Consider the following 23,865-nt stretch of genomic DNA (forward strand, 5'->3'; position numbering starts at 1 on the left):
CGTTCGGGATCAGCCGCCCGCGCTCGGCATGCCGGCGATCTGGGTTCCGGCCGACGGTTCGCGGAAATAGCGGTCGATCCCCTCGGCCACGGCGCGGACCAGCGTGCGTCGCTGACCGGTGTCGCCCAGCGCCCGCTCGTCGTCGGGATTGGTAATGAACCCCATCTCCAGCAGCACGGCCGGCACGTCGGGGGCCAGGAGGACGGCCAGACCGGCGTCGCGGTGGCTGCGGCGCAGCAGCGGATGGTCGGCGGCCTCAAGGTGGGTCAGCAGGACGCGGGCGAACTGGGCCGACCGATTCTGGGTCGCCCTCTGGGTCATGTCGAGCAGGATCCGGTCCACCGAAGGATCCCGCCCCGGCAGATGCAGGTCGCGGTGCCAGTCATCGCTGCGTGTCACTTCGCGGACGGCCCGCGTGGCCCCCTGTTCGGACAGGGTATAGACCGAAGCCCCGCGCGTGGCCGGATCGGCCCCGGCGTCGGCGTGCAACGAGATGAACAGGTCCGCGTCGGCCTGACGCGCGATCCGCACGCGGCGGTACAGGTCGACATAGACATTGGTCTCGCGCGTCAGCATGACGCGATAGCGGCCTGTCCGGGTGAGTTCGTCGCGCAAGGCCAGGGCAGCGGCCAGGGTGACCTCGCTCTCGCTGCGCTGTGCGCCTTGTGCGCCCGGATCGCGGCCGCCGTGACCGGCGTCGATGACGATCAACGGGCGCTCGGCCCGGCGCTGTTCGGGACGCGGGGCCTGGCGCGCAGCCGCGGGAATCGAAGCCGATCCGGTCGCGGCGATATCGATGACATAGCGATAGTAGGGGACCCCGTCGCCGGGCGGCAGCAGGAACCGACGCTCGATCCGGGCCGTCCGGGCCAGGCCCAGTTGCACCCGCGACGCCGTGCCCGATGCGCTGACGCGCCAGTCGCGCACCAGTCCCGAGCCCGCGCCATCGACGCCGCGACCGGCGCCGACCCCGGCCAGGGTCAGAACGAGCGAGCCGCGGTCCCCGCTCTCGATCACCTCTCCGCGAGCGGATCGGTCCAGGTCGATGACGACCCGGGTCCGCTGCACATCTCCGCCGAAGCGCACGCCGCGCACGTCACCGGTCGCGCCGGCCGCCAGACCGCGCGTGCTGACCAGCAGCACGACGCCCAGCACCAGCAGGGCGAGCGCGGTCATGGCCCACTCCCGCGGGCCCCAGAGGGACAGGTTAAAATACTTGCGACCGGTCATTCTGACGGCGGGCCCACCTTTATCGTTGGTCCCGTAGTGACAGGGCCCGGTTTGGATTGGGTTAAGCGACAACGCTTTCCGCGCATTCGCCACCTAAAGCCGAGGGCTGCCTTTCCATTCCGTGACTTGATGCTTATGCTTGCGTCCGTCCGCGAACGATCGCGCCGCCGCTTAGTCGGTTTGGCGCGGCCCCGGCGCGGTGCCGACTTCCCGCCTTCGCGGATCGTGTCGCCCCCTGTCTCTGACCGTGGTCACTGACTGACTGGCCCAACGATCGACAAAGCCGGGCCTATTCCGAACCGGACCTTGCGACGCCCTCGGCGCGTGCGGGTCGAGGACCTACCAGAACCCATGGGCATTTCCGCCTGCCTCTCCCGTGAACCGACAGCCCTCTTCGGGCCGGTCGCAGTCGTCTTCGGCCATCGCCGCGACGACGGGATGACGCACGCGTCCGCCCCTTACCCCGTTCGGCGAGCCGCCGTTGCCTCCCCAGGCAATGGCCGAGCGCGCCAGAGAGATACCTTCAATGTCAAAGACGATGCTAATCGATGCAGCGCACGCGGAAGAAACCCGCGTCGCTATCGTGGACGGCCGCCAGGTTGAGGAATTCGACTTCGAGTCGAAAACCAAACGCCAGCTTCGCGGCAACATCTACCTCGCCAAGGTCACCCGCGTAGAACCCAGCCTGCAGGCCGCCTTCGTCGAATACGGCGGCAATCGCCACGGCTTCCTGGCCTTCAACGAAATCCACCCCGACTACTACCAGATCCCGGCCGCCGACCGCGACGCGATCATGGCCGAGGCGCATTCGGCCGAGGACGATCACGACGACGAGAACGCCCGTGACTCGGACGACGGCGATTCCGAAGGCGGCATGGCCGAGGAAGAGCGGCTGAAGCGTCGCCTGATGCGGCGCTACAAGATCCAGGACGTCATCAAGCGTCGCCAGATCCTGCTGATCCAGGTCGTCAAGGACGAGCGCGGCGGCAAGGGCGCGGCCCTGACCACCTGGCTCTCGCTGGCCGGCCGCTACTGCGTCCTGATGCCCAACACCGGCAAGGGCGGCGGCATTTCCCGCAAGATCACCCAGGCCAGCGACCGCAAGCGCCTGAAGGCCGCCGCGGCCGCCCTGGACGTGCCGCGCGGCATGGGTCTGATCATCCGCACGGCCGGCGCCAAGCGCACCAAGGCCGAGATCAAGCGCGACTACGAATATCTCCTGCGCCTGTGGGAGACGATCCGCGAGACCACCCTCGCCTCGCATGCCCCCTCGCTGATCTACGAAGAAGAAAACCTCGTCCGCCGCGCCGTACGCGACATGTTCGACAAGGATTTCGACGGCATCCAGGTCGAAGGCCTCGAAGGCTTCAAGGAGGCGCGCGACTTCATGCGGGTGCTGATGCCCTCGCAGGCGAAGAAGGTTCACCTCTACCAGGGGTCCAGACCCCTGTTCGCCGCCAACGGCATCGAGGAGCTGCTGACGCAGATCCACCAGCCGATCGTGCCACTGAAGTCCGGCGGCTATCTGGTGATCAACCAGACCGAGGCCCTGGTCGCCATCGACGTCAACTCGGGCCGCGCCACCAAGGAACGCAACGTCGAGGCCACGGCCTTCAAGACCAACTGCGAAGCCGCCGTCGAGGCCGCCCGTCAGCTGCGCCTGCGCGACCTCGCCGGTCTCGTGGTCATCGACTTCATCGACATGGACGAGTCCAAGAACAACCGGACCGTCGAGCGCATCCTCAAGGATGAACTGAGCCACGACCGCGCCCGCATCCAGATGGGACGCATCTCCGGCTTCGGCCTGATGGAGATCAGCCGCCAGCGCCGCCGCCTCGGCGTGCTGGAAGGCGCCACCGAGGTCTGCCCCCACTGCCAGGGCGCAGGTCGCGTCCGCTCGGCCGAATCCGCCGCCCTGATGGTGCTGCGTGCGGTCGACATCGAGGCCGGCAAGAACGGCGCGGGCTCGATCAACCTCAAGGTCTCCTCGGCCGTCGCCCTCTACATCCTGAACCACAAGCGCGACTATCTGCAGCGCTTGCTGGAGCGTCGCGGTCTGGCGGTCATCATCCAGATCGACGACCGCATGGGTCAGGGCGAGAGCGCCATCGAGCGCACCGAAACCAACGAGGACTTCACCCCGCCTGAAGCCATCGTCTCGCTGGCCGATCTCGACGACGACTTCGACGACAACGCCTGGCAGGACGAAGACGACGACGACGAAGACGACATCATCGCGGGCGACGACGACGAGGACGCGCTGGATCGCGAAGACTCCGACGACGACGAACCGCGCGAGCGGGCCGAGCGCGCCGAGCGTTCGGAGGGCGACAAGGGCCGCGGTCGGGGTCGCCGCCGTCGGGGCGGGCGTCGCGACGAGGAGGCCGCTCCCGTGGCCGCCGACGCCGAGGTCGAGGGTCTGGCCGCCGATGACGATGACAGCGAGGCCGGCCGTCGCCGTCGTCGGGGTCGTCGGGGCGGACGTCGCATCCGCGAAGACGGTGACACCGCCGGCGCCGGCGCCGGCGCGGGATCCTTCTTCTGGGTCCGGGGCCGCACGCCGTCCCTGGACGATCCCTATGTCTGGTTCGACCCGATCAACCCCGCCCCGCGCGCCGAACGTTCGGCCACGCCCGCCCGTGACACGGCAGAGGCCGCGCACGACGTCGAGGAGATGATCGGTGAACGTCCCGAGGGCGAACTGGCCGGAGACCGCGAAGGCGGTCGCTCGCGTCGCCGCCGTCGCGGCAGGGGTCGCGGCGAACGCGCCACGCCGCAGGATCTGAGGGTCGAGGGTCGCGCCACCAACGAAGGCATGCCCGCCGACGGCGATCCCGAGACTCCCATGGCCGTGGTCTTGTCGGACGAGGCCTCCGAGGCGGTCGTTCCGGTGATCGCGCCCGAGCCCCAGCGTCGCCGCGTCCGTCGCAAGACGGCCGGCTCGGCGGTGGAGACCGAAGTCGTTACGGCCGAAGCCGTCGAGGCTGTCGCGCCGCCGCTGGAGCCCGAGATCGCCTTCGTCGAGGCGGAGCCCGAAACCGCGCCCGTCGCGGCCGAGCCGGTGCCGGAATCGGTCGTCATCGGGACGGAGACCCTGGTCACCGCCGAGGCCTCGGTCGCCCCGGCCCCCGAGGCCGATCTCAGCGCGATCATCGCCAACGATCCGAACCAGATCACCGCGCCGCCGGCCAAGCCGAAACGCGGATGGTGGCGTCTGTGATGAACCGCGCCTAGATTAGACCGTGGGGCGGGGGCGCCAGTCGAAGGAGTTCGCCATGATCCGGCCGACCCGCGTCACGTCCTCCCTTCTCGGGCTGGTCGCCGCGTCCGCCGCCGTCCTCGTGATGGCGGCGGCCGGACCCGCCACCGCGCAGAGCACGATCCGCGATACCGAGGTCGAGGGCATCATCCGCGGGTGGTCGGACCCGGTGTTCGCGGCCATGGGTCTCGAACCGTCCGAGGTCGAGGTCCTGCTGATCAATGATCCCGAGTTGAACGCCTTCGCCACGCGCGGGCGGATCATCGGCATCAACACCGGCCTGATCCTGCGCACCCGCGACCCCAACGAGTTGCTGGGCGTGCTCGCCCACGAGGCCGGTCACGTCAAGAATCGGCACACCCTGCGCGACGGCGCCCAGAGCGCGGGCATGCAACCCATGCTGATGTCGATGGCGCTCGGCGCCCTGGCCGTCGCGGCCGGTCAGCCGGGCGCCGGCATGGCGCTGATCGGGTCCGGCCAGTATTTCGGCACGCTCGGGGCCCTGCGCTACATGCAGGGCCAGGAGGGCGAGGCCGACATCACCGCCGCGCGCGGACTGGAAGCCGCCGGCGAATCCGGTCGGGGCCTGGTCGAGTTCTTCGAGAATTTCCGCAGTCAGGAGGTTTTCTCCGACGCCCGCCGCTATCCCTATTTCCGCAGCCACCCCCTGTCCGGCCAGCGCATCGAGGCCCTGCGAAGGCCCGTCGAGGCCGCGCCTCACTACAGCCACAGGGACAGCCCGGAGAGGCTGGCCGAGCATGCCCTGATCCTGGCCAAGGTCCATGCCTTCATGGATGCGCCCACCCAGACCCTGCGCACCTATCTGGAGAGCGACACGTCCTTCCCGGCCCGCTACGCCCGCGCCATCGCCTGGTATCGCGACGGCCAGACCCAGCGCGCCCTGGACGCCACCGACGCCCTGATCGCCGGGGACGTCGACAACCCCTATCTGTGGGAGCTGAAGGGCCAGATTCTGTTCGAGGAAGGCCGCCCGCGCGAGGCCATCGACGCCCACCGCGAGTCCATCCGGCTGAAGCCCGACGCCCCCCTGCTGCGCATCAACCTGGCCCACGCCCTGATCGAGACCAACGATCCCGCCAACCTCGAGGAAGCCGTCGACCAGCTGAAGCGCGCCACGGCCCGCGAAGGCGACAACACCCTGGCCTGGCGTCTGCTGGGTCAGGCCTATGCCAGCCAGGGAAAGGAGGGCGAGGCGCGTCTGGCCTCGGCCGAATACTATTTCGCCGCCGGGGCTGAGGAACAGTCGACCCAGTTCGCCCTGCGCGCGCGCGACATGCTGCCGCCCGGCTCGAACGAATGGCGGCGCGCCATGGACATCGTTCTGGCGTCCGGGGCCACGATGGACGACATCGCCGACGTCGATCGGCGCAACGAGCGTCGCCGCGAACAACAACAGACCGTCATCACGCCCGGCGCCTGACCTCTCCTTTTTCGAGACCTGCATGACCGACCAAGCCCCCGCCCCGTCCCCGGACGACAAGCCGACTCGCGCCCCCCTCGCCTGGTTCGCGTCCGGTCGCGGCGGCGCGGCGGCTCTGGCGGTGTCCGTGGTCGCCCTGGGTCTGGCGGCCGCGCCCTATTTCACCGGGGGCGATTTCGGCGGCAAGGTCCGCGCCTATCTGCTCGCCAACCCCCAAGTCATGACCGAGGTCCAGGCCGCGTTCGAGACCCGGGCCGAGACCGTCCGCGTCGACACGATCAACGCAGCCGTCGCTTCCAACGCGGCCCTGATGGCGCCCGACCCGCGAGACCCGGCCTTCGGCCCCGCCGATGCGAAGGTCACGGTGGTCGAGTTCTTCGATTACCAGTGCCCGGGCTGCAAGGCCGTTTCCGAGGACTATCTGGCCCTGATGCGCGCCCATCCGGACGTCCGTTTCGTCTTCAAGGAATGGCCCATCCTCGACCGGGGCGACAGCACCACCTCCAACTACGCCGCCCGCGCCGCCCTCGCCGCCCATCGCCAGGGCAAATACCTCGCCGTCCACCAGGCCCTCATGGCCGAGCGCAGCCTGACGCCCGAGGCGGTGGATCGCATCCTCGCCGCCAACGGCGTCGCCCTGGACCAGGCCGCCGCCGTTATCCGCGATACCGGCACGGACCGCCTGCTGGCCGACATCCACACCACCGGCGCCACCCTCGGCCTCATCGGCACCCCGACCTTCCTGATCAACGGCAAGACCACGGCCACCATCAACCCGCAGGAGGTGGCGGCGGCGATCGAGGCGGCGAAGCGGGAGTAGTCGGGGGCAGCTGGACTTGGGCATGAGGCAGAGCCGCGAGCTACCGACGCTGTTGCCCCAGAACCGGTCCTCGGCTCACTGCCCGAAAGACGGCATTCAAAGCTCGGGCGGACGTCCGATTTCGGGAGATGTGCGCTGGACCGCGTCCGACTCTTTGCGGACTTTCCGCAGTGAGTCGGAAGCGCTTTATCAGTCTGAGGATGGGCTTGGGGTCAGGCAGCGGCCCCGTTGGCGCGACAATATCGGCTAGCGGCGGAACGCGACTGGAAGCTCGGCAGTTGTGGCGTCGGAGCCGCCGGCTGCACGACGCGGCCGCGTGAACTTCGGGTATCTGACAATGCTGCTACACGAGGGGACCACTTGTTGGCGCGTCGGGGTCGCTCCGCGAGCCGCCTTCCTGCTCGATATGGCGGACTATTTCCTCGCAGCGAGGGACGCAATGTCCCGGGCCAAGCGTTCGATCCACCTGCTGAACTGGGCGTTTGATCCCGACACGCTCTTCGACCCCCAGCCAGGCTGTACAGGGCCAGACTCCGACCGCTTCGGCGCATTCCTGAAAGAGCTCGCTTGCAGCCGACCAGATTTGGACGTGCGCGTGCTGTGCTGGAAGTCGCCCTTGCCGATCGCCGCGACGCAGGACTTCTTTCCACTTAAGGCGCGCAAATGCTTCGCGGGCACGGCAGTAAAGTTCGTGCTGGACGGCGCCTTGCCGCTGGGCGCCTCGCATCACCAGAAGGTCATCATCGTTGACGATGCTGTCGCATTCTGTGGCGGCGGCGACATCGGACCCGACCGCTGGGACACGGCTGATCATCTCGACAACAATCCACGCCGCGAGAAAACCTCTCACGACAACACGTGTTTCGATTCACGGCACGAGGTGATGACGGTGGTGGACGGCGACCCCGCGCGCGCCTTGGGACAGTTGGTTCGAGATCGCTGGCTCCGGGCCACCAAAGAGATACTGCCTGAGCCGGACACGCTCCCGCCATCTGCCTGGCCGGCATCCGTAAATCCCGACTTTCGCCAGGTCACCGTGGGGTTGTCCCGGAGCGTGGCGGCGTGGCGGCGGGTCAAGCAGGTTCGGGAAAGCGAGGCGCTCTATCTCGCGTCAATCGCGGCGGCGAAGCGCTGCATCTATCTGGAGAACCAATACCTCACCTCACCGATCATGGCGGAGGCCCCTGCAACGCGCCTGGGTGAGCCGAAGGGGCCGGAGATCATCCTGGTTTCGACTCAACATTCGCCGAGCTATTTCGACCAGATAACCATGGATCGTACCCGGTCGGTATTTCTGAAGCGACTGCAGGACGCCGATAAGCACGGCCGCTTTCATGCCTACAGTCCGATCACTACCCTCGGCCACACGATCATTGTCCATGCCAAGATGGCGATCATTGACGACGTGCTGTTGCGCGTTGGATCGAGCAACCTGAATAATCGATCGTTCGGCTTTGACACGGAATGCGATCTGTCGATCGAGGCGCCCCGCGGCGCCCGCGGCGCCGAAGACCGGGCGCGCATCAGGGATATTCGAACCCGCATCCTCGCCCACTGGTTTGGCTGTGAAGACGGCATCGTCCAGGCGGCGCTCAGCAAGGCAGGTCGGGTCGGTCTGGCCATCGAGGCGCTTCGCTTGGCCGGTTACTGCCGCCTGCGACCGTTGACGCCAACGCCGATCGGGCCAATGGCCACCTTTATCGCGACCTTCCACATTGGAGACCCGATAACGCCACATGATTCATGGCGACCCTGGAGCCGGCGGGCCCGCCTGAAAGCAGCCCTGGCAGCGGCGGCCCGCAAGGTGCAGCGCGCAGGCCTCCCCACGCCGCCCAGGCGGCTCAGCAAAAAGTCAATCTAGCCGCAGCGTCTGCTTTCCATCCTCACGCGACGGTCGGCTCCAGCCCCAAAACGGTCAGAACATCACGCCAGCAGGAACTCGGAATGCCAAGGATCGATCAAAGGCACGCTTGGCGGAGCCGAAACATCAAGGATCTCCAACCCGAGTTCGTCCATCCGATGCCGTTCAGATCGCTCGATCTCAAGCGCAGGCAAAACCCACGCCAGGTCTGAGTCCGCCTGTTCCCCGCTCATCTCCAGGACCGGCCAAGAGCCGCTGTTCATGTCGGCTGAGGCCGCTGACGGGGGAGCGATGTTGTTGCGCCCTTCCAGACGCCCGTATTCCAGATAGTGCTCGAGGCCGTTGACGCCCGCAGCGCCGACGTCGCGATATGTGCTGGCGTAATAGGTCGAGTTGAACAGTGCCGATGGGTCGCGACCCTCGGCATATCCGAACTGGTAGAAATGCTGCAGCGGATCGACGCCGGCGGCCCGCACGTCCACATACCGATCCAGGTAGAAGCTGACGTCGAAATAGGCATTCGGATCACGCCCTTCGCGCCAGCCATACTGGATGAAGTGCTGATAGGGATCCATTCCCGACCTGGCCACGTCCTCATTGGCCATCAGATAGTAGTCGCGGTCGAAGCCCTCGACGATCGTGGCGCCCACCGCTGCATAGATCTGGCGGCCTTCGTACCGGCCAACTATGAGATAGTGTTCCAGCGCGCTGGCGGCGCCCAGCCTCACTTGTGGATTCCGGGCCAGATACTGCTCGGTGTCGAACGCCAAGGACGGGTCGCGCCCCTCCCTCCACCCATAGAGGCGATAGTGGTCCAGCGGATTGTTCCCGCCTGCAGCGACATCACGGTAGGCGGCGAGATAGGCCGACGTATCAAAGAGAGGGTTGGGGTCCCGGCCCATCCGCCAGCCCACGGAGTTGTATGACGCCTCGGCATCGACGGTCGGCGCGTTGAAATCCCGTGTCTCGGTCAGATAGTACAGGTCGTCGACGAGATAATTGCCGTCGTAGTTGTTGATCAACACATCCGAGAACTGGAACCTCTCAATCGAATGATCCAGCGTATCCACGCCGTTCGGATTTGTGATGACCATCCCGCTCAGGAAGGTGCGGATGTCCGCGTCCGCCCAACTGTAGCTGAACTCCACGGTGTCGGGAGAAGACGTGTACGGCCCCTCTCCCCCTGAAACGAAATTCTGACCCGCGCCGGGTCGCAGAGTATCTTCCGAGCTCCCGCTGCCGGAAAGCTGATCGTCGCCCTGCCCGCCAATCAAGATTCCCGAGCCGCGAATTATATCATTGCCTGCGCCGCCATCCAGGGTGCCCGAGCCGAAGAGTTGGTCGTCGCCGTCCCCGCCATTCAGGACATCCTGCCCGGAAGAAACCGATGACCCGGCTTCGCCGCCGTACATCACATCATTTCCAGCCCCTCCGACAAGGCGATCGGCTCCAGCCCCGCCGACGAGATAGTCGTCGCCGTCGCCGCCATCCAGAATGTCGCCCGCCGCCCCCCCGAACAGCCTGTCATTGCCGCCCAGGCCGAACAGATCGACGGCATTGAAGCCCGTGACTCTAAGTTCGTTATCGCCCGCGGTGCCGGTGATTGCGCCTCCGAACGTGGAATTTACGTCCTCAATGCTCGAGAACGATACGACGTTGGACAGAATCGAGAATGACCCGGCTCGCAGATCGATATTCACGCGAACGCCAAAGGCCTCATTGCCGGTGGCCGTCCCGACCGGCCCCTCGAGCGACAGCAGATCACGGCCGGTCCCGCCGTTCACTGTGAGAAACGTGTCGGAAGCATAGTTGGTTGTGGGTGAAACCGACCCGTAGACTGGCACTTTCGTGCCAAACGCGATCACGAAGGTGTCGTTTCCGCCGTCTCCATTCAGGGTCCCGGTCTGTTTGGGCCCGTTGAAGGTGGCCCGCAGGAAATCGTTTCCGTCGCCGCCATTGATTGTCGACCCTCCAGCGCCATGGGCAAAGGGAGTCTGGCTGTTGGCCTGATAGCCGAGGACGGCGAGATGTCCGAAATCGTTACCCCCGCCAAGATCGGCCGTCACGGACAGGAAGCCCCCCAGGGTGACCGTGTCGTCCTGGGCGCCGAACACCAGACGCTCGACCTCGGTGGCATACCAGGTGTAGCGCGGCGTTCCCGCTGGAACACTGCTGTAGGGCGGCGTGCCTGCCGGCCCATCGCCGTTGAACGACATTCGGCCGTCGGTGAAGTCGCCGTAAGACAAGCGTCGTGCGCCCAAGGCAGTGAAGTCCAAGACGTCAACGCCGGATCCGCCATTGACCGTCTGGGTCTCGGTCGTGTTCGACGTGAACAGGAAGACGTCGTCGCCTTCGTTGCCGTAGAGGGTGTTCGTGCCGCCCAGTCCATTGATGGTGTCATTGCCACCCAGGCCGGAGATCGTGTCGGTCCCTGCTTCCGGGTCAGTCGTGTCGTCGAAACCGGTCAGGGTGTCGTTGCCAATCGTGCCCGTAATGGTCGGCATACCCAAACTCCAAGACAAACGAGAACTGCTCTATAGCAGCATGTTACCCGGGGCTGTCCGGCAGAACAACCCGATGTTGTAGCCTGTCCAGTGCGACGGCCCATTCCAGGGTAGCAAGGATGGTCGCCGAGACAGGACGTTCTGGAGGCCTTTTCAGTATCCCCGCCCGATGTCCGCTCCCCACCCGTTACCGACGTTCGAAGCGTCCGCTATCAGGCTCATCAATGTATGCGATAGCCCTGATACCAAGGCGCGGATCGTCCCCAAACCCCTTTAAATTCAACGCCCGGCTCTGACGAGAGCCATTTTACGCGCCCTGGTTCGAAACGGCCGGACAATGCCGGGCATGACCCAGACCGACCACAGACCGCCCCGCCTCACCGCCGAAACCTGGGGCCACGCCCGCGAGGACTTCATCGCCGGCGTCAGTTGCGCCGTCATCGCCGAACGCTACGGCACGACCGACCGCAGCGTCCGCCGCCGCGCGGCCCTCGAGGGCTGGCGACGCCGTGATTTCCTGCCTGCACGTGTGGCCCCGCCGCCGCCCTGGATGGCCGGGCCGCGCACCAAAGACGAGGAGATGGAGACCGATCCGGCGCTGGAGGAGGTGGACGCGGCCGAGTCGACCTCCCGCTTCGGCCTCCTGTTCAACCCCCATCCCCGGACCCTGCGGCGCTTCGCCTTCCGCCAGGCGGCCGAGAACGCCGCCGTCGACCGGCCGCAGCAGGCCGTCGCCTGGATGCGGCTGTGCCAGCTCGTCGAGCGCTGCGGCGACGGTCTGGACAGCGACGCCGCCGCCTTCCGCGAGGTCGACTACGTCCGCGCCGCCTATCTGCACCGGATCAACGAGGCCATCGCCGAGGGGCGGGTGGAAGACGACGAGGCGGCGGCCGAGGAGGAGGCGGCGGAAGAGACCTGACCTCCCCCACCCGTGCACCCCGGCGCAGGCCGGGGTCCAGATCACAAACCGAAGCGGCCGGGATTTCGCACCTGAACGACTGATCGAGAGACAGCGTCTGCCATCTGGACCCCGGCCTTCGCCGGGGTGCACGGAGATTGAGGACCTGATCCCGAGTTTCGTCCGTTTCGTCCGTTTCGTCAGGGTGTTTTGCGTCAGGACCAGGGCACGAAACGGGACAGACGCGGGGCCCTAGGCCAGCTTCAGGCTCATCTCCCCGCCGATCCACTCGACCCGCGCCTGCGCCCGCGCGGCCTCGGCGGCGGCCGTGTTGCCCAAGGCGGCCTCGGCCTCGGCCAGGACGAAATAGCTGTAGGGGTCCATCGGCCAGTCGGTCAGCAGTTCCTCAATCTTCGCCTTGGCGCCGGCCGCGTCGCCATTGGCCAGCATCGCGGCGGCCAGGCTGCGGCGGGTCGGGAACCAGATGATCGGCGGGTCGCCGCCCTCCTCCTCCTGGCCCTGGATCTCGGCGGCGCGGGTGAAGGCGGCCACGGCCGCCGCCGCATTGCCCTCCAGCATCGCCGCCCGGCCTTCCAGCACGCGTTGCGAGACCTCGATGAAGTCCTTCATGTCGGCGGCCTGGGCGCCGGTGATGGCGTCGCCTTCGCGGATCGCCCGGATGGCCTCGGCCTCGGCGCGGACGGCGCCCGCATCGCCGGCCCGGGCCGCCGCCTCGCCGCGGCCGTAGCGCCAGTTGGCGCGCTGCACCGGCTTGTCTTCCGGCGGTTCCGCCAGGGCTGCGACCTGGGTGGCCGTGCCGAAGCGGCCGTAGATCGCATAGGCGTCGTTGGCCATCAGCTGACGCCACAGGTTCTCGGCCGGGATGTCGGGATAGGTCGACAGGAAGCCCTCGGCGAGCGCCAGCCCCTCCTCGGCCCCGCCCGCCATCAGGGCGCCGCCCATGCCGAAGTGGATGTTGTGGGCATGCAGGGCCATGCCGGTGATCCCGCCCGGAGGCGCGGCCAGCCGGTCATAGCGCTTGTCCAGGGCCACGGCCTCGACGTTGGATCGCATGGCGTCCCGGTAGCGCCCGACGCGATAGAAGGTGTGCGACGGCATATGCACCAGATGGCTGGCCGAGGGCGCCAGCCGGGCCAGCTTCTCGCCATAGGGAATGGCCTTGTGCGGGTCGTCGGACCACTCGGTCAGGTGGATGTAGAGGTGGATGGTGCCGGGGTCGTCGGGCGCCTTCGCCAGCGACGCCTCAAGGATGTCCATGGCCCGGACGATGCCGCGGTCCTTGGGCGCGCCGTCGTCGTCGAACCACTCATCGGCCTGCAGCATCCAGGCGTCGGCGGCGATGGCGGCGATCAGGGGGCTGTCGGGGTTGCGGCGAACGATCCGGTCCATGGCCCGGGCGAAGCGAACGCCCTGGCTGGCCTTGGCCCCGGAATAGCGCTGGATCAGGGCGTCGATCATCTGGCGCTGGACCGCAGTGGCGCCTCCCGCCTCGCGCCGGGCCAGCTGGGCCAGCCTGAGCCCGGCCCGCAGGGAGTCGTCATCCGTGCCGCCGCCGTTGAGGTTGGGCCCGGTCTCCCAGGCCTCGCCCCAGGCGCACAGGCCGCAGTCGGGATCGATGGCCCGCGCCCGGCGGAAGGCCCGGACCGATTCCTTGTGCTCGAAGGCCCAGCGCAGCCGCACCCCGTGGTCGAACCAGGCCTGGGCCTCCGGATTTGTGGTGTCGACAGGCCAGCTCGCGACCTCGCCGAAACCGGGCACCAGGACCATGGAGGCTTCCGGCGCGGCGTCCAGCACCGACCCGACCCGGCCGCATCCCCGGGGATTCTGCAACAGGGAGGCGCTCGCCTCCGCATCCGCCGCGGCCGTGGTCGCATCCGCGACGGCGGCCGGCCCCGCCAGACAGAGGGCGACGGCGGTGAAGGTGAGTAGTGTCAGTCGCATCGTCTTCCCCTCGATCCGAGGCGACGATCCTGCACCAGCCGCAGAGCGCTTCCAAGCGCCCCGATCGTCTCAGGGGTTTGGCAGGCTGTAGCTCAGGTCGTAGCGGTGTTCCCCGCCTTCGAGCGTCAGGGCGAAGTCCCCGCTGATCCCCGCCAGCGCTCCGGTGCCCGAGTTCGGCACGACGGTGATCGACAGCGTATAGCCCTCCAGGCTCATGTCGCCCCGATGAGCCAGCAGGAAGCCGCCCTCCTTGCCATCCAGCGTGCCAACCACCCGCTCCAGCGCGATATAGGTCCCGGTCGTGTCGCCCGGAGGCCCTCCCGTGAGCATCTGGCCGCTCGACACGCCGGTGATGCCGCCCTTGAAGCGCTTGATCAGACCATAGCGCGACAGGCCCAGTCCGGCCTCGACAACCTCTTCGTCGGCAGGGACCATTGCCACTTCGAAGGTTCCAACAGCGTGGTGCACGACGGTCTCCTGGGCCTTGGCGCTTCCGGCGGCCATGACCCCGATCGCGATCAACAGGCCGAGAACAGCCACGGCGAGATAGCCTCGGAGAGTCAGGGTGCGCATCGGTCGCTCCGGAACATTACAGGAACACCCTGTCTCCGAACCCGCGTTCCGTCAAGCTCAGATCAGCCCGCCCAGCGGCGAGGACGGATCGGCGTACATCTTCTTCGCCATACGCCCGGCCAGATAGGCCTCGCGCCCGGCGATGACGGCGTGCTTCATCGCTCGCGCCATGCCGATAGGATCGCGCGCCCCGGCGATGGCCGTGTTGGCGATCACGGCGTCGCAGCCCAGTTCCATGGCGATGGTGGCATCCGAGGCCGTGCCGACACCGGCGTCAACCAGCACCGGAACGCGTGCCTGCTCGACGATCAGCCGGATATTGACCCGGTTCTGGATGCCGAGACCCGATCCGATCGGCGAGGCCGCCGGCATGATCGCCGCCGCGCCCGCGTCTTCCAGCCGCCTGGCCATGACCACGTCGTCGGTGCAGTAGACCATGACGTCGAACCCGTCCTTGACCAGCAGGTCCAGGGCCCTGAGCGTCTCGATCATGTCGGGATACAGGTGCGCCGAGTTGGACAGAACCTCCAGCTTGACCAGGTCCCAGCCGCCTGCCTCGCGCGCCAGCCTCAGAGTCCGCACCGCGTCCTCGCCCGTGAAACAGCCCGCCGTATTGGGCAGGAAGGTGAACCGGTCCGGCTTCAGATAATCGACCAGCATCGGCTGGGACGGATCGCTGAGGTTCACCCGGCGCAGGGCCACGGTGACGATGTCGGCCCCCGCAGCCTCGGCCGCCGCCGCGTTCTGGGCATAGTCGGCGTATTTGCCGGTGCCCACGATCAGGCGCGAGTTGAAGCTGCGACCGGCGACGGTCCAGCGATCGGTCGGGAAATCGGCGGTCGGTGCGACGAAGGGAGCGTTCATCGCGCCAATCTAGGCCTGCGCGCCCGGGAACGGAACCCGCTCACCCGCCGCCGACGAACTGGACCAGCTCGATCCGGTCGCCGTTCTCCAGCGCCGTCACGGCATGCAGCGACCGGGGCACAAGGGCCAGGTTGCGCTCAACGGCGACCTTGCGAACGTCGAATCCGAGCTCTTCGACCAGCGCCAGGACCGTCCGCGCGGCCACCTCTCGCGTATCTCCGTTGACTTGAATGCGCATGTCGTTACGTCAACCTGACCTGTGCGGCGCAACCTCGGCTTTGACGAGCGACGCCGTTCCGCTAAAAGGCCCGCCCACCGAAGCGGCGAACCACTCTCATTGGCCCCGTCGCCAACCCATCCGGAGCGAATGCCCGAAACCCCCGTCCTCTACGTCCTGAACGGCCCCAACCTCAACCTCCTGGGGGTGCGGGAGCCGCACATCTATGGGCGCGAGACACTGGCCGACGTCCAGGCCCTGTGCGAGACGGCGGCTGAAGGCGCGACCGTGGTCTTCCGCCAGTCGAATCATGAAGGCGAACTGGTCGGCTGGATCCAGGAGGCTCGCACGGAAGCTGTGGCGCTCGTCATCAACCCGGCGGCCTACAGCCACACCTCCATCGCCCTGCTGGACGCGCTCAAGGCCCTGACGATCCCGGTCGTCGAGTGCCACCTGTCCAACCCGGCGGCCCGCGAGGAATTCCGGCGCCACTCCTACGTCTCGCTGGCGGCGACTGGCATCGTCTCCGGCTTCGGCGCCCATTCCTACGAACTGGCCGTCAAGGCCGCCCTCCGGCTGGCGCGGGAACGCTCCGCATCGCCTGCCCGTTGAACCCAGACCACAAGGCATAGCTCTCATGGCGACCGACAAGAAACTGGATAACGAGTCCTCGGTGGAGATCGACACCATGCTGGTCCGCCAGCTGGCCGACATTCTCAATGACACTTCGTTGACCGAAATCGAGGTCGAGCGCGGCGAGCTGCGCATCCGCGTCGCCCGCGAAATCACCGCCGCCCCGGTGATGCAGTACGCGTCGACTCCTGCCTACGCCCCGCAGGCCGCCGCAGCGCCCGTAGCCGCCGCAGCGCCTCTGTCCATGCCGTCGGACCCGGCCACGATCGTCGCCAAGTCGGGCGAGCAGGTGAAGTCGCCGATGGTCGGCACCGTCTATCTGCAGGCCTCGCCCGAGGCCCCGCCGTTCGCCAAGGTCGGCGACAAGGTCAAGAAGGGTCAGACCCTGCTGATCGTCGAGGCCATGAAGACGATGAACCCGATCCAGTCTCCACGCGACGGCGTCGTGCAGGAGATCCTGGTCGGCGACGCCCAGCCCGTCGAGTTCGGCGAACCTCTCGTCGTCCTCGAGGCCTGATCCCGTGTTCACCAAAGTCCTCATCGCCAACCGCGGCGAGATCGCGCTGCGTATTCACCGCGCGTGCAAGGAGATGGGCATCTCCACCGTCGCCGTGCACTCGGAAGCCGATCGCGGCGCCATGTGGGTGCGGCTGGCGGACGAAAGCGTCTGCATCGGCCCGGCCCCGGCCGCGAAATCCTACCTGAACATCCCGTCGATCATCGCGGCCGCCGAGATCACCGGCGCCCAGGCGATCCACCCGGGCTACGGCTTCCTGTCCGAGAACGCCCGCTTCGCCGAGATCGTCGAGGCTCACGGCATGACCTTTATCGGTCCAAAACCCGAGCACATCCGGGTCATGGGCGACAAGATCAGCGCCAAGCAGACAGTGCTGGAAGCCGGCATCCCCTGCGTGCCCGGCTCGGCCGGCGAGGTCGAGACGATTGAGGCCGCCATCGAGGCGTCGAAGACGATCGGCTTCCCGCTGATCGTCAAGGCGGCTGCGGGCGGCGGCGGACGCGGCATGAAGGTCGCCCTGACCGCCGAAGATCTCGTCGAGGCCGTCCAGACCGCCCAGACCGAGGCCAAGGCCGCCTTCGGCAACGGCGCGGTCTATATGGAGCGCTACCTTCAGAAGCCCCGCCACATCGAGATCCAGGTCGTGGCCGACAGCCACGGCAACGTCGTCCACCTGGGCGAACGCGACTGCTCGCTGCAGCGTCGCCACCAGAAGGTGCTGGAAGAGGCCCCGTCGCCTGCCTTGTCGGCCGCCGAACGCATCCAGATCGGCGAGGTCGTCAACAAGGCCATTGGCAAGATCGGCTACCTCGGCGTCGGCACCATCGAGTTCCTGTGGGAGGACGGCGAGTTCTTCTTCATCGAGATGAACACCCGGCTGCAGGTCGAACACCCGGTCACCGAAGCCGTCACCGGCGTTGACCTGGTCCGCGAACAGATCCGTATCGCCGCCGGCCTGCCGCTCTCGTTCACGCAAGACGATATCCACTTCGAGGGCCACGCCATCGAGGTCCGGATCAACGCCGAAAACTCGGAAACCTTCGCCCCCTCGCCCGGCACGGTCACCGACTTCCACGCCCCCGGCGGGCTGGGCGTGCGGCTGGATAGCGCCATCTACGCCGGCTATTCGATCCCGCCCTACTACGACAGCCTGATCGGCAAACTGATCGTCCACGGCCGCGACCGCGCCGAGTGCGTCGCCCGGCTCAAGCGCAGCCTGAACGAGATGGTCATCGGCGGCATCGATACGACCATTCCCCTGTTCCAGAAGCTGTTGAACGAGCCCGACATCCTGTCCGGTGACTACGACATCCACTGGCTGGAGAACTGGGCCAAGCGTCAAAAGACCGACGCCTGACGTGACCGATCCGGCGGCCAGCGCCTTCACGCCGCCGGATCCGTTTGACGCCCACGCCCTGTTGCAGTGCTACGCCCACGGCGTCTTTCCAATGGGCGAGGACAGGGATGATCCGCGCGTCTATCTGGTCGAGCCCGAGCAGCGGGGCGTCATCGCGCTCGACCGCTTCCACATTCCCGCCCGTCTGCGCCGCACGATCCGCAACGAACCGTTCGTCGTGCGCGTCGATACGGCCTTCAACGCCGTCCTGCATGCCTGCGCCGCATCCGGGCCAGGGCGCGAGGAAACCTGGATCAACGACCCCATCATGCGCCTGTATCTCGACCTGCATATGCGGGGTCACGCCCACAGCATCGAATGCTGGAGAGACGAGGTCCTGGTCGGCGGCCTCTACGGCGTGACCCTGGGGGGCGCCTTCTTCGGCGAGAGCATGTTCAGCCGGGCCACAGACGCCTCAAAGGTCGCGCTCGTCCATCTGGTGGCGCGGCTTCGGCTTGGCGGCTGGCGACTGCTCGACGCCCAATTCCGCACGCCGCATCTGGATCAGTTCGGTCTGCTGGAAATCCCGCAGCGGGCCTATCTGAAACGCTTGGCCGACGCCTTGCCCGTGATACCGGACACGTCCGCCCTCACCCGCCCGCTGTCAGGCGTGGAGGCCGTAACCTATGCCTTGCAGCCCACGACCCAGGCATCATAGATCGGGTGTTGCAGCCCGCTGATGGCCGGGCTCGACGAGAACATCCAGCCCCGGAAGATCTGGCGCGGCGCGGCGCCGGCTGCCTTCGGCTGCAGCGTCACATCGACATAGGCGATGGCGTCCGAGACCAGTTCGTTCTCCGCCGAGACCTCGCAGGCGCGGGCGGTGAAGATCAGCGCCTGGTTGAAGCGTACCGGGCGACCGCCGACCTCGACCTCGAACCGCATGCTTTCGGCCGTGATCTTGTCGATCGCCTCGATGATGGCGACGCGGCGACGCTGGCGCGGGAGCACGGTATCGGCGGCGAGGCGTTTGGCCTTGTCCGCTTCAGACTCGGCGTCCTCGTCTTCCTTGTCCGCGTCATCCGCTCCCTCGGCGTCGGCCTCATCCCCTTGAAGAGCGGCCGTCTCGATCTGGATCGCGGGCGTCGGCGGAGTAATAGCGATGGGCACGGCCGGGGCCGGATCACCAGCGGGCGCGGCCTCGTCGGTCTGCGGCGTCGATCTCAGGACGTCGCCGATGGGATCGGGCGCCGGGGTCGCATCCTGGGCCGGCGCATTCTGCCAGCCGCCCGCGACCACGCCGCCCGAGACGGCCAGTCCGACGACCGCCGTGCCGATCAGCAGGATGCGAGCACGGTTCATTCGGGCTTCCAGGCCTCGTAGTCGCCGGTCGCTGCCGGGCGCACGCCCTCCTCCAGCAGTGACCCTTGCGGGTGCCAGGCCAAAGGCGTTCCGGTCATGTTGGGGCGGTGATCCAGTTCCCAGCGACGGCGCGGCAACGGCGCCTCGGTCGGCGGTTCATCGAAGGTATAGTGCAGCCAGCCGTGCCAGTCGGGCGTCACCTTCGACGCCTCGGCATATCCGTCGTAAACGACCCAGCGGCGCTTGCGGCCGTCGTAGCTGATGTTATCGCGCGACTGATAATAGCGGTTGCCGTTCTCGTCGGTCCCGATCAGTTCGCCGCGCTTGGCGATGGTGAAGAGGGTGCCGATCGTCGCGCCGGACGTCCAACCGAAGATTCTGCCGAGCACGAGGCGATTCCAGTCCAGATTCGGATCGGCGGGAGCCCCGATCCACTCGCCCGATCATAGAAACCGGCCGCGTCCGCGTCCAGCGTCCAACCCAAATCACATGGAGCAACATCTTGGGGGTAACCTCGCCTCAAACCGCTACATCTATTGCAGCGACCTTGCGGAGCGCCCTAGGCTGGCGAAACGATCCTGTCCGGGCCTGCGAATGCGTTTCACCCCCTTCCTGACCGACCTGTCCGCCTCCGTCGTGTGCGAAGGGCGCGAGATCGAGCGCGCTGACCGCGTCATCAGGGTGCTGGCGCCTGCCGGCTGGAGCGACGCCAGGGTCGAGGCGTGGCTGGACTGGTACGACCAGTCGCCCGACGACTGGCCCCGCCTCGAGGGGGCGCCGACCCGCACCGCAGCCGCCGGCCCCCCCGTCCTGGACGGCGCCCTGGATCGCTGGGCCGCCCGCCTCGCCGCCTGGGGCCGTTCCACCGGCATATTCCCGTCCGCGATCGCTGCCGACACCTTCGCTTCGGAGCTGGTCGCCAGCGTCATTCTGGGGCTGGCCGCGCCGTCCTCGGTCCTGATGGAGGGCGCGCGGACTCCCCCTGCAGCCGAGGATCAGCCCGGTCCGACGCGCAACGCGACCGTCTTCGATCTCGGCGACGCCGGGGTGCGCGCGCGATTCGAAAGCGACACGGCGCGGCGGCGCACTGCGCGCGTCACCGCCCACGCCCTGTCCGGGGTCACCCGCACCCTGCGGGCCGTGACCGACGCGGTCAGGCGTTGCGACGGCCCGGCGTCGATATGCTCCGACCCCGCCGCCAACCCGGTCCTGGGCCGCGCCGCCCTCGCAGCCCGCCGGGCCGGCGCCGACGACACGGCCATCCTGGACGCCATCGCCCGGCGAGTGTTCTCCGCCCCCGAACCGGAACCGCTGAAACAGACGCGGGTCGTCGCGGTGTCCGATCCCGATTCGCCGATGGACGCCCCGCTGCGCGCCGCCGCCGACGGCTGTCTGGCCGACGACCTGATCGTGGCCTTCTCCGTGCGCGATGCGGAGGCCGCCGCCGATCTGGCCATCGCTCCGGGCTGCGCCATCGCCCTGCCCGCCGTGGCCGCCGCCCTGCCGGACATGATCGCAGGCCTGGATGCCCTCGCCCGGCTGTGGACGACGGCGCTGGAGATCGAGGTCGCCTGCGGCTTCGCCCCCGACGGCCGTCTGGCCCGACGGCGTCACGCCGTGCGGCCGGTTGTCCTGACTCTGGTGGGCGGGCTCGACTGGCTGGCGTCCCAGGCCGACGGAGCGATCAACGAGACCGAGTTCGTGGCCGCCTCAGGCCTGCTGGCGGCGTCAGCCTCCCTGGCCTCCAGCGAACTGGCCGAGACCCTGCGCCCCGCCGCCGACTGGCCCGTCGCCGCCGAGACCATCCTCGCCGCCCTTGCGGCGCGCGAGGCGCGCCTCGCCGACCTGACGAGCGATCTGGGGCGGGCCGCAGCCCTGCGTACCGCCCAGGCCCACGCCGCCGCGAGCGCGTCCGGTCGCCGCCAGTGCCTCATCGCCACCCTGTCAGCGGACGCGGAGCGGGATCTGCGGCTGGGCGTCGCCCCTCTGTCCGGCCTCGAAGTCTTCCAGACCCGCGACGGCGAGATGGTTCGCCGCCTGCATCCGACGCTGGCCGCCGCGATCGCCGCCCAGGGCGGCGACGTGGAGGGCGCCGAGCGCTGGCTGCTGGGCCGTCGGACGTTGATGGACTCGCCGGCCCTCGGCCATGCCGAACTCTCGGCGAAAGGGTTCACCGAACTGGAGCTGGAAGCCGTCGAGACGGCTCTGACCCATGTCGAGCGGCTCGAAGACGCCTTTAGAGCGCCGACCCTGGAAGCCGGCTTCATCCGCGATGTCCTGGGCATCGATCAGGAGACCCTGATACAAGGCGGGCTGCTGGCCCAGCTGGCGTCCCCCGATGAAATCGCGGCAGCGACGGAGCATGTGTTCGGGCATCGGGACCTGTCCGCCTGGCCCAGCACGCCCACCCGACTGAAGACCGTTCTCGCCGACCTCGATGCCGCAGCCGCCGCGCTCGTGCGCGCGGCGGAGCCGTCGAGCGACGTCGCGGACATGACATCGGTGCAGCTGCCCAGCCGGGCGGGCATCGGCGCGGCCATGGCCATGCTGACCCAGGCCGCATCCGAGGGCCGCCGCGCGATTCGTCTGTCGCGCCGTCAGGCAGCGAACCAGCCCCTGCTTCTGCTGCCGGACGTCGAACCGGCCCGGCGCGCGCCGGAACCCGCTCCCTCGCCCCGTCCCGCCAGGACCGAGCGCGTGGTCGAACGGGTCATCGAGCGCGTCCGCACTCGCCGAAAACTCCCCGACCGCCGCAAGGGCTATATCCAGAAGGCCGCCGTAGGGGGCCACAAGGTCTATATCCACACCGGCGAATACGAGGACGGCGAGCTCGGCGAGATCTTCATCGACATGCACAAGGAAGGCGCCGCCTTCCGCAGCCTGATGAACAATTTCGCCATCGCGGTCTCGATTGGCCTGCAATACGGCGTGCCGCTGGACGAGTTCGTCGACGCCTTCGTCCTGACCCGGTTCGAGCCGGCCGGGCGGGTCACCGGCAACGATTCGATCGGCTCCGCGACCTCGATCCTCGACTACATCTTCCGCGAGTTGGGCGTCAGCTACCTGGATCGGCACGAGCTGGCCAACGCCGACGCCGAGCCCCTGGACGCCGACGGTTTGGGCTCTGGCAAGGCTGACGAACTGGTCCCGGCGGCCCGTTTCATCTCCAAGGGCTTCGCGCGGGGCGCCACGCCTGACAATCTGGTCGTCCTGCCCTTCGGCCGCCGCACCGAGGCGCCCGTCGTCAGCGGCGACCACAGCGAGGCCGATGCCTGCCCCGCCTGCGGCGACTTCACCCTGCAACAGCGTGGGGCGGCCTGGATCTGCGACACCTGCGGGATCGCGCCCCAGATGCGCGGATAGGCGCAAATGTCCGGGTTCAGTTGCCCGCTCCGCGTCCGCTGGGGCGAGGTCGATGCCCAGGGCGTCGTCTTCAATCCCAACTATTTCGCCTATGCCGACGTCGCCGCGACTGAATTCTTCCGCGCCGCCGGCGTGTTGACCGACGACCATCCAGACATGGCCCAGAGCTATGTCGTCGACGCGCGGGCCAGCTTTCGCAGCTCGGCCCGGTTCGACGACCTTCTGGACATGGAGGTCTCCCTGCCCCGTATCGGTCGCTCCAGCTATGAGCTTCGCGTCGATATCCGGCGCGACGGCCAGATCCTGACCGACGTCTCGTTGACCTATGTCCGCGCCCTGGAGGGCAGGTCCGAACCGCTCTCCGACGCCTATCGCGCCATGCTCGCCCGCGTGGCGGCTCCCGACTGAGCACGGTTCAACAGATCGTAAGCACCTGTGCGCTAACCACAGGGCGACGAACGCCGCCGGTTCGCCGGCTTCGGAGCACGACCGCCTTGAAACGCCTCATCCTCGCCGCCGCCGCCCTGACCCTTATCGCCGCCCCGGCCCTTGCCCAGAACGCCGGCCAGATCGCCCGCGTGCGCGGAGGGGCCAGCTGTTCAGGGTGCAACCTGTTCCAGGGCGATTTCTCGGGGCTGGAGGCCCGCGGCCTGAACCTCAGCGGCTCCAGGCTGCGCCAGGCGGACCTCAGTCTTGCAGAGATGAACCGCACGCGATTCTCCGGCGCTGACCTGCGCGACGTAGAGGCCTACGGCGGTGTCTTCTCCAGCTCGAACTTCAACCGCGCCGACCTGACCAACGCCAGCTTCGTCGGGACCTATCTGGAAGGCTCCAGCTTTTCGGGCGCGACCCTGACCGGGACAAACTTCTCCGGAGCCCAACTGGCGCGCGCCACGGGCCTGACCCAGAGCCAGCTGAACCGGGCCTGCGGCGACGCCGCGACGACCCTGCCCGGAAGTCTGCGCATTCCCGCCTGTTGAAGACCTCCATCCTTACCGCGATTTAAGTAGGGTTTCCGGTGATCA

General features: G+C 67.8%; 20 protein-coding genes. 12 read left to right on the plus strand and 8 right to left on the minus strand.

What is annotated here, in order from left to right:
* Positions 1–9 precede the first annotated feature (9 nt).
* Positions 10–1,176: an N-acetylmuramoyl-L-alanine amidase family protein gene (locus tag ACP7A5_RS06585; protein ID WP_426041163.1), complete on the minus strand. Its 1,167-nt coding sequence runs from the start codon at positions 1,174–1,176 to the stop codon at positions 10–12.
* A 580-nt stretch (positions 1,177–1,756) separates the two neighbouring features.
* Between ACP7A5_RS06585 and ACP7A5_RS06590 the strand changes: the two genes are divergently transcribed.
* The 4 genes from ACP7A5_RS06590 (at position 1,757) to ACP7A5_RS06605 (ending at position 8,611) form a co-directional block, all read left to right on the plus strand.
* Positions 1,757–4,450, plus strand: a complete 2,694-nt coding sequence (locus ACP7A5_RS06590) for an Rne/Rng family ribonuclease (RefSeq protein ID WP_426041164.1) — start codon at positions 1,757–1,759, stop codon at positions 4,448–4,450.
* 55 nt (positions 4,451–4,505) lie between these two features.
* Positions 4,506–5,930, plus strand: a complete 1,425-nt coding sequence (locus ACP7A5_RS06595) for a M48 family metalloprotease (RefSeq protein ID WP_426041165.1) — start codon at positions 4,506–4,508, stop codon at positions 5,928–5,930.
* A 22-nt stretch (positions 5,931–5,952) separates the two neighbouring features.
* Positions 5,953–6,750: a thioredoxin domain-containing protein gene (locus tag ACP7A5_RS06600; RefSeq protein WP_426041166.1), complete on the plus strand. Its 798-nt coding sequence runs from the start codon at positions 5,953–5,955 to the stop codon at positions 6,748–6,750.
* Between the two features lie 439 nt (positions 6,751–7,189).
* The gene (locus tag ACP7A5_RS06605) at positions 7,190–8,611 is read left to right on the plus strand and encodes a phospholipase D-like domain-containing protein (protein WP_426041167.1); all 1,422 of its coding nucleotides are present in this window, start codon (positions 7,190–7,192) and stop codon (positions 8,609–8,611) included.
* Positions 8,612–8,673: 62 nt separating this feature from the next.
* Here ACP7A5_RS06605 and ACP7A5_RS06610 read toward each other — a convergent pair whose 3' ends face one another.
* Positions 8,674–11,115 carry a hypothetical protein gene (locus ACP7A5_RS06610; protein WP_426041254.1) on the minus strand — a complete coding sequence of 814 codons (2,442 nt, stop codon included), beginning with the start codon at positions 11,113–11,115 and terminating at the stop codon, positions 8,674–8,676.
* Positions 11,116–11,461: 346 nt separating this feature from the next.
* Here ACP7A5_RS06610 and ACP7A5_RS06615 point away from each other — a divergent pair, with 346 nt between their 5' ends.
* Positions 11,462–12,034: a hypothetical protein gene (locus tag ACP7A5_RS06615; RefSeq protein ID WP_426041168.1), complete on the plus strand. Its 573-nt coding sequence runs from the start codon at positions 11,462–11,464 to the stop codon at positions 12,032–12,034.
* A 231-nt stretch (positions 12,035–12,265) separates the two neighbouring features.
* On the opposite strand, the gene ACP7A5_RS06620 is transcribed toward ACP7A5_RS06615, so the two are convergent.
* The 4 genes from ACP7A5_RS06620 to thiS form a co-directional block, all read right to left on the minus strand.
* Complete coding sequence (locus ACP7A5_RS06620) at positions 12,266–13,975, minus strand: hypothetical protein (RefSeq protein ID WP_426041169.1); 1,710 nt, start codon at positions 13,973–13,975, stop codon at positions 12,266–12,268.
* 69 nt (positions 13,976–14,044) lie between these two features.
* Positions 14,045–14,548, minus strand: a complete 504-nt coding sequence (locus ACP7A5_RS06625) for a DUF3224 domain-containing protein (RefSeq protein WP_426041170.1) — start codon at positions 14,546–14,548, stop codon at positions 14,045–14,047.
* A gap of 57 nt (positions 14,549–14,605) precedes the next feature.
* A complete protein-coding gene (locus ACP7A5_RS06630) occupies positions 14,606–15,412 on the minus strand; it encodes a thiazole synthase (protein WP_426041171.1) in 807 nt (268 codons plus the stop codon).
* A 40-nt stretch (positions 15,413–15,452) separates the two neighbouring features.
* The gene (gene thiS, locus ACP7A5_RS06635; RefSeq protein ID WP_426041172.1) at positions 15,453–15,650 is read right to left on the minus strand and encodes a sulfur carrier protein ThiS; all 198 of its coding nucleotides are present in this window, start codon (positions 15,648–15,650) and stop codon (positions 15,453–15,455) included.
* Positions 15,651–15,779: 129 nt separating this feature from the next.
* Between thiS and ACP7A5_RS06640 the strand changes: the two genes are divergently transcribed.
* From ACP7A5_RS06640 to aat, 4 genes are read left to right on the plus strand one after another with little or no spacing between them, the layout of a single operon-like run.
* Positions 15,780–16,241: a type II 3-dehydroquinate dehydratase gene (locus ACP7A5_RS06640; RefSeq protein ID WP_426041173.1), complete on the plus strand. Its 462-nt coding sequence runs from the start codon at positions 15,780–15,782 to the stop codon at positions 16,239–16,241.
* A 25-nt stretch (positions 16,242–16,266) separates the two neighbouring features.
* Positions 16,267–16,779, plus strand: coding sequence for an acetyl-CoA carboxylase biotin carboxyl carrier protein (gene accB / locus ACP7A5_RS06645; RefSeq protein ID WP_426041174.1), 513 nt, complete (start codon positions 16,267–16,269; stop codon positions 16,777–16,779).
* Between the two features lie 4 nt (positions 16,780–16,783).
* Positions 16,784–18,136, plus strand: a complete 1,353-nt coding sequence (gene accC / locus ACP7A5_RS06650) for an acetyl-CoA carboxylase biotin carboxylase subunit (RefSeq protein ID WP_426041175.1) — start codon at positions 16,784–16,786, stop codon at positions 18,134–18,136.
* Between the two features lies 1 nt (position 18,137).
* A complete protein-coding gene (gene aat, locus ACP7A5_RS06655; RefSeq protein WP_426041176.1) occupies positions 18,138–18,833 on the plus strand; it encodes a leucyl/phenylalanyl-tRNA--protein transferase in 696 nt (231 codons plus the stop codon).
* On the opposite strand, the gene ACP7A5_RS06660 is transcribed toward aat, so the two are convergent.
* A complete protein-coding gene (locus ACP7A5_RS06660) occupies positions 18,800–19,477 on the minus strand; it encodes a DUF2155 domain-containing protein (protein WP_426041177.1) in 678 nt (225 codons plus the stop codon). The genes aat and ACP7A5_RS06660 overlap by 34 nt on opposite strands.
* Positions 19,474–19,866 carry an NADH:ubiquinone oxidoreductase subunit NDUFA12 gene (locus ACP7A5_RS06665; protein WP_425987293.1) on the minus strand — a complete coding sequence of 131 codons (393 nt, stop codon included), beginning with the start codon at positions 19,864–19,866 and terminating at the stop codon, positions 19,474–19,476. The genes ACP7A5_RS06660 and ACP7A5_RS06665 overlap by 4 nt, the downstream gene beginning before the upstream one ends.
* A 205-nt stretch (positions 19,867–20,071) precedes the next feature.
* On the opposite strand from ACP7A5_RS06665, the gene ACP7A5_RS06670 reads away from it, so the two are divergent.
* The 3 genes from ACP7A5_RS06670 to ACP7A5_RS06680 all read left to right on the plus strand — a co-directional run bounded on the left by ACP7A5_RS06670 (position 20,072) and on the right by ACP7A5_RS06680 (position 23,820).
* Positions 20,072–22,840 (plus strand): TSCPD domain-containing protein, encoded by a 2,769-nt coding sequence (locus ACP7A5_RS06670; protein WP_426041178.1) that lies wholly within the window; start codon positions 20,072–20,074, stop codon positions 22,838–22,840.
* 6 nt (positions 22,841–22,846) lie between these two features.
* A complete protein-coding gene (locus tag ACP7A5_RS06675; RefSeq protein WP_426041179.1) occupies positions 22,847–23,248 on the plus strand; it encodes an acyl-CoA thioesterase in 402 nt (133 codons plus the stop codon).
* Positions 23,249–23,334: 86 nt separating this feature from the next.
* Positions 23,335–23,820 (plus strand): pentapeptide repeat-containing protein, encoded by a 486-nt coding sequence (locus ACP7A5_RS06680; protein ID WP_426041180.1) that lies wholly within the window; start codon positions 23,335–23,337, stop codon positions 23,818–23,820.
* The last annotated feature ends 45 nt before the right edge of the window (positions 23,821–23,865 follow it).

It is taken from the genome of Brevundimonas sp. TWP2-3-4b1, from assembly GCF_049897665.1.
Classification (GTDB): Bacteria; Pseudomonadota; Alphaproteobacteria; order Caulobacterales; family Caulobacteraceae; genus Brevundimonas; species Brevundimonas subvibrioides_B.